This window comes from Roseomonas sp. TS2, assembly GCF_058833935.1.
On the sequence record NZ_JCACVY010000288.1, the window covers coordinates 1 to 3,634 of the forward strand.

Consider the following 3,634-nt stretch of genomic DNA (forward strand, 5'->3'; position numbering starts at 1 on the left):
TCGGCCGGCTGCTCGGGGCGATGCTCCAGCACCTGCCGGCGCTGGCGGCGCAGCGTGTCCACCGTCCGCAGCAGCAGCTCGGCCAGGGGCGGGTCGAGCGGCAGCCGACCGGCACGGACCACGCCAAGCACATCCTCCGCCGCGTGCGCCAGCGCCTTCAGCCCCTGGGCGCCCAGTGCGTCGCTCATGCCCTTCAGGCTGTGGAAGGCCCGGAACAGGGTGTTGACCGCCTCCGCCCCGGGCGCGGCCGCCGCCAGCGCCGCCTCGATGCCATCGAGATGCTCCTCGCTCTCGGCGGCGAACTCGGCCCAGAGGGCGTCCTCCTCCCCCAGCATCAACGCCCCTCCCCGGTGGGCGGCAGGCCGGCGGCGTGGCGCGCGGCGCGCAGGATGGCATCGCCCTGACGGTCCCGCAGGTCCGGGCTGAAGGCACCGGAGGGCTTGCCCACCACCGCCGCCGCGCCGAGGCGCCGCGCCTCGGCCGCCAGGGCCGTGCCGGGCCGCGCGGCGGAGGAGACCACCACCACCGCCCCCGGCCCCGTCAGGCTCCAGGCGCGCAGCGCGCCGATCCCGTCCAGCTCCGGCATCTCGATATCCAGCAGGGTGAGGTCCGGGCGCAGCGCCGCCATGCGCTCCAGCGCGGCATGGCCGTTGGCGGCCTCGCCCACCACGACGAAGGCGGGATCGGCGGCCAGGCTCTCGCGCAGCAGGCGGCGCATCATGGCGCTGTCATCCACCAGCAGCACGCGGCAGCCTTCCGGCGGCGAAGCGTCCCGCGGGGGCGCCTCCTCCTGCGGCGGCAGGTCCGCGCCCACCTCGGCGATGCGCGCCGCCTGCGCCCGCAGCCGCGCGGCGAGGCCCGCCAGCGCCCCCGGCGCGAAGGGCTCCGGCAGCGGCTCCGCCGTGGCCAGGATCTCGGACAGGGAGCGCAGCCCGAAGGCGCCGGCCATGCCGCGCAGCTGGTCCAGCAGGCGGGGGGCGGCGGTGGCCTCGGCCCCGGCAAGAGCCGCGGCGGCGGCCTCCCACTCCGGCAGGAAGGCCGCCAGCAGTTCCGGATCGAGCGGCTCGGTCATGGGCGCTTCCTTTCCGCCTCAGCCACGGGGCCCGGAGGCGGGCGCCGTGGACAGCAGCCGGGCGAGCCGGCGGCCCAGCGCTGCAGGCGCAGCAGCCTCTACCGCCATCCCCGCTGCGCGCGCCGCAGCGGCGGCCGCCCTCGGCATGCCGGCGACGACGCAGCTGGCCGCCTCCTGCACCAGCACCATACCGCCCCGCGCCAGCAGCGGTGCCACGCCGGCTGCGCCATCCTGCCCCATGCCGCTCATCACCACCGCCACCGGCCGCCGCGCCGCCAGGGCGGCGGACTGGAACAACCCGTCCACCGAAGGATGCACGAGCCCCGCCCCCGCCGCCAGCCGCAGGGTCAGCCCGCCCTCCGGGGCGCAGGCCAGGTGGCCGTCCGTGCCGCCCGGCAGCAGCAGCACCTCGCCCGGCACGAGGCGCCCGCCATGCGCGCCGAGCACCACGGGCTGCCCCGTGCGCGCCGCCAGATGCCGCGCGAAATCCGGCCCCAGCGCGGCCGGCATGTGCTGCGCCACCACGCAGGGCACCGGCAGCGCGCCCGCCGCCCCCAGCAGCGCGGCCAGCGCATCGGGGCCGCCGGTGGAAGCGCCGAGCAGCAGCAGGTCGAACCGCTCATCCTCACGGCTGCGCGGCGGCAGGGTGGAGATGGCCGGCACAGGCTGGGGCGGCAGGCGCTGGGGCGGCATGGGCTGGGGCGGCGGCAACCCGGCCGGGCGCTGGGTGGCCCAGTGGCGCAGCCGGCCGCGCAACTCCCGGTCGATCTGCCCGAGATCGAGGCCGGACAGCGCCGAGCCCTTCCACAGGTAGTCCGCCGCGCCGCGTGCCAGGGCGGCCAGCGCCATCTCCGAGCCCTCGCGCGTGTGGTGGCTCACCATCACCACCGCGGGCGGGGCGGGCAGCGCCATCAGCCGCTCGGTCACGGCCAGCCCGTCCAGCCCGGGCATCTCCAGGTCGAGCGCCACCACGTCCGGCTGCAGGCGCTCGGCCAGCTCCAGGGCGAGGTGGCCGTTGGCCGCCTCCCCCACAACCTTCAGGTCGCCATCCGCCTCGATGATCCGCCGCAGCGCCAGCCGCATGAAGCCGCTGTCGTCCACCACCAGGACGCGGATCATCACGCGTCTCCCGGCAGCAGAGCGGCCAGGGCGGCGGCGCGGCACACCGGCAGCGGGCGCTCGGGCGCGGCGCCGGGGGGCGCCATGGCCAGCGCCGCCACCAGCCCGGACGTCTCCAGGGCATGGATGTCGGCCTCCGGCCAGCGGCGCAGGCCCTGCACGCCGCTCACCGCCAGGGCCAGGGGCGGCGTGCCGGCCAGCCGCAGCAGGGGCGGCGCGGGCTGCGCCGCCAGCACCGCCGGCTGGCCCAGCGCCTCGCCGCCATCCAGTACCGGCAGCACGTCACCGCGATGCGCCACCACGCCGCGCAGCCGGCGGCTGCCGCCTGCCGGCACGGCGGCCGGCGCCTGGGGAGCCACCACGGCGGCCACTTCCTCCAGCGGCAGGGCGAAGTCGAGCACCCCCACCCGCGCCAGCAGCAGGACCCGGCTGGGCGCCACCGGCGGCGGCGGCACAGCACGGTGCGGCGGCGCCAGGGCGCGCAATGGCGCGGCATCCGGCCCCGCCAGACGCGACGCCAGCCGCCCCGCCAGCAGCGACGTGGCCTCGCCCCCGGCCCTCGGAACGAGGTGGTCGCAGGGCAGCGCGTAGCGGCGGCCTTCCAGCACCAGCACGGCCATCAAGGGCGCGGACCCGGCTGGCGGCGCGGCCGGGTCCAGCCAGGCCGGGTCCAGCAGCAGCGCCGCGCCGGCCTCGCCCGGCACCGGACCCAGCCCCAGCGCCCCCGGTGGATGGCCGGGCGGCGAGGACAGGGGCGGCATCGGCACCACGCGCAGCAGCACGCCCGGCGGCAGCGGCCAATGCCAGCCCTCCAGATGCAGAAGCAGCCCCTCCTCCCGCCGCGGCGCCGCAGGCAGGGCGGGCGCCAGGGCCGCGACCGGCGTCACCGGCGGCACGGCAAGGGGGGCGACATGCGGCAGGGGCAGCGGCGATGCCTCCGGCGACGGTGGCGCCATCACCGCATCGCCCGTGACGAGGTAGGCACCGGCCGGGCCCTCGCAGGCCAGCCAGGCCGCGCCGGCCCTGCCACCGGGCGCCAGGACCGGCACGGCCACGCCCTGCCGCAGCGCCAGCCCCAGCATGCCCGGCGGCATGCCCGGCACGGGACGCAGGAGAACCGGCGGAACCGCCCTGGCACCCGGCGGCAGGCGGAACCAGTGCCCGCCCGCCTGAAGCGCGGTTTCGCTCACCGGCACCACAGGCAGGGCTGGTCCTCCGCCCAGGGGCGAAGGCCGAGCTCCGGCGGCGGCAGATCGGTGGCGCCCAGCAGCAGCGCCCCGCCCGGCGCCAGCCGCGCAAGGAGCCGGCGCAGCACCCTCTCCCGCGCCTCGGAGGTCAGGTAGATCAACACGTTGCGGCAAAGGATGACATCGAAGGACGGGCCTGCCCCGGGCAGATCGAGCAGATTGGCGCGCGCCACGCGCACGGAGACATACGGGCCGG

Annotated in this window: 5 protein-coding genes; all 5 read right to left on the bottom strand. The window is 78.2% G+C overall.

Annotated features, from left to right (window positions below; all coding sequences use genetic code 11):
- On the bottom strand, positions 1-335 hold a 335-nt coding region (locus ACZJYS_RS23405), incomplete at its 3' end, for an Hpt domain-containing protein (protein ID WP_493180518.1).
- Positions 335-1,072: a response regulator gene (locus ACZJYS_RS23410; protein ID WP_493180519.1), complete on the bottom strand. Its 738-nt coding sequence runs from the start codon at positions 1,070-1,072 to the stop codon at positions 335-337. The genes ACZJYS_RS23405 and ACZJYS_RS23410, both read right to left, overlap by 1 nt.
- Positions 1,073-1,090: 18 nt before the next feature.
- Positions 1,091-2,191: a chemotaxis protein CheB gene (locus ACZJYS_RS23415; protein WP_493180520.1), complete on the bottom strand. Its 1,101-nt coding sequence runs from the start codon at positions 2,189-2,191 to the stop codon at positions 1,091-1,093.
- A complete protein-coding gene (locus tag ACZJYS_RS23420; RefSeq protein ID WP_493180521.1) occupies positions 2,191-3,381 on the bottom strand; it encodes a chemotaxis protein CheW in 1,191 nt (396 codons plus the stop codon). Before ACZJYS_RS23420 ends, ACZJYS_RS23415 begins: the two co-directional genes overlap by 1 nt.
- The coding region (locus tag ACZJYS_RS23425) for a CheR family methyltransferase (protein ID WP_493180522.1) at positions 3,378-3,634 on the bottom strand (257 nt) is incomplete at its 5' end. The genes ACZJYS_RS23420 and ACZJYS_RS23425, both read right to left, overlap by 4 nt.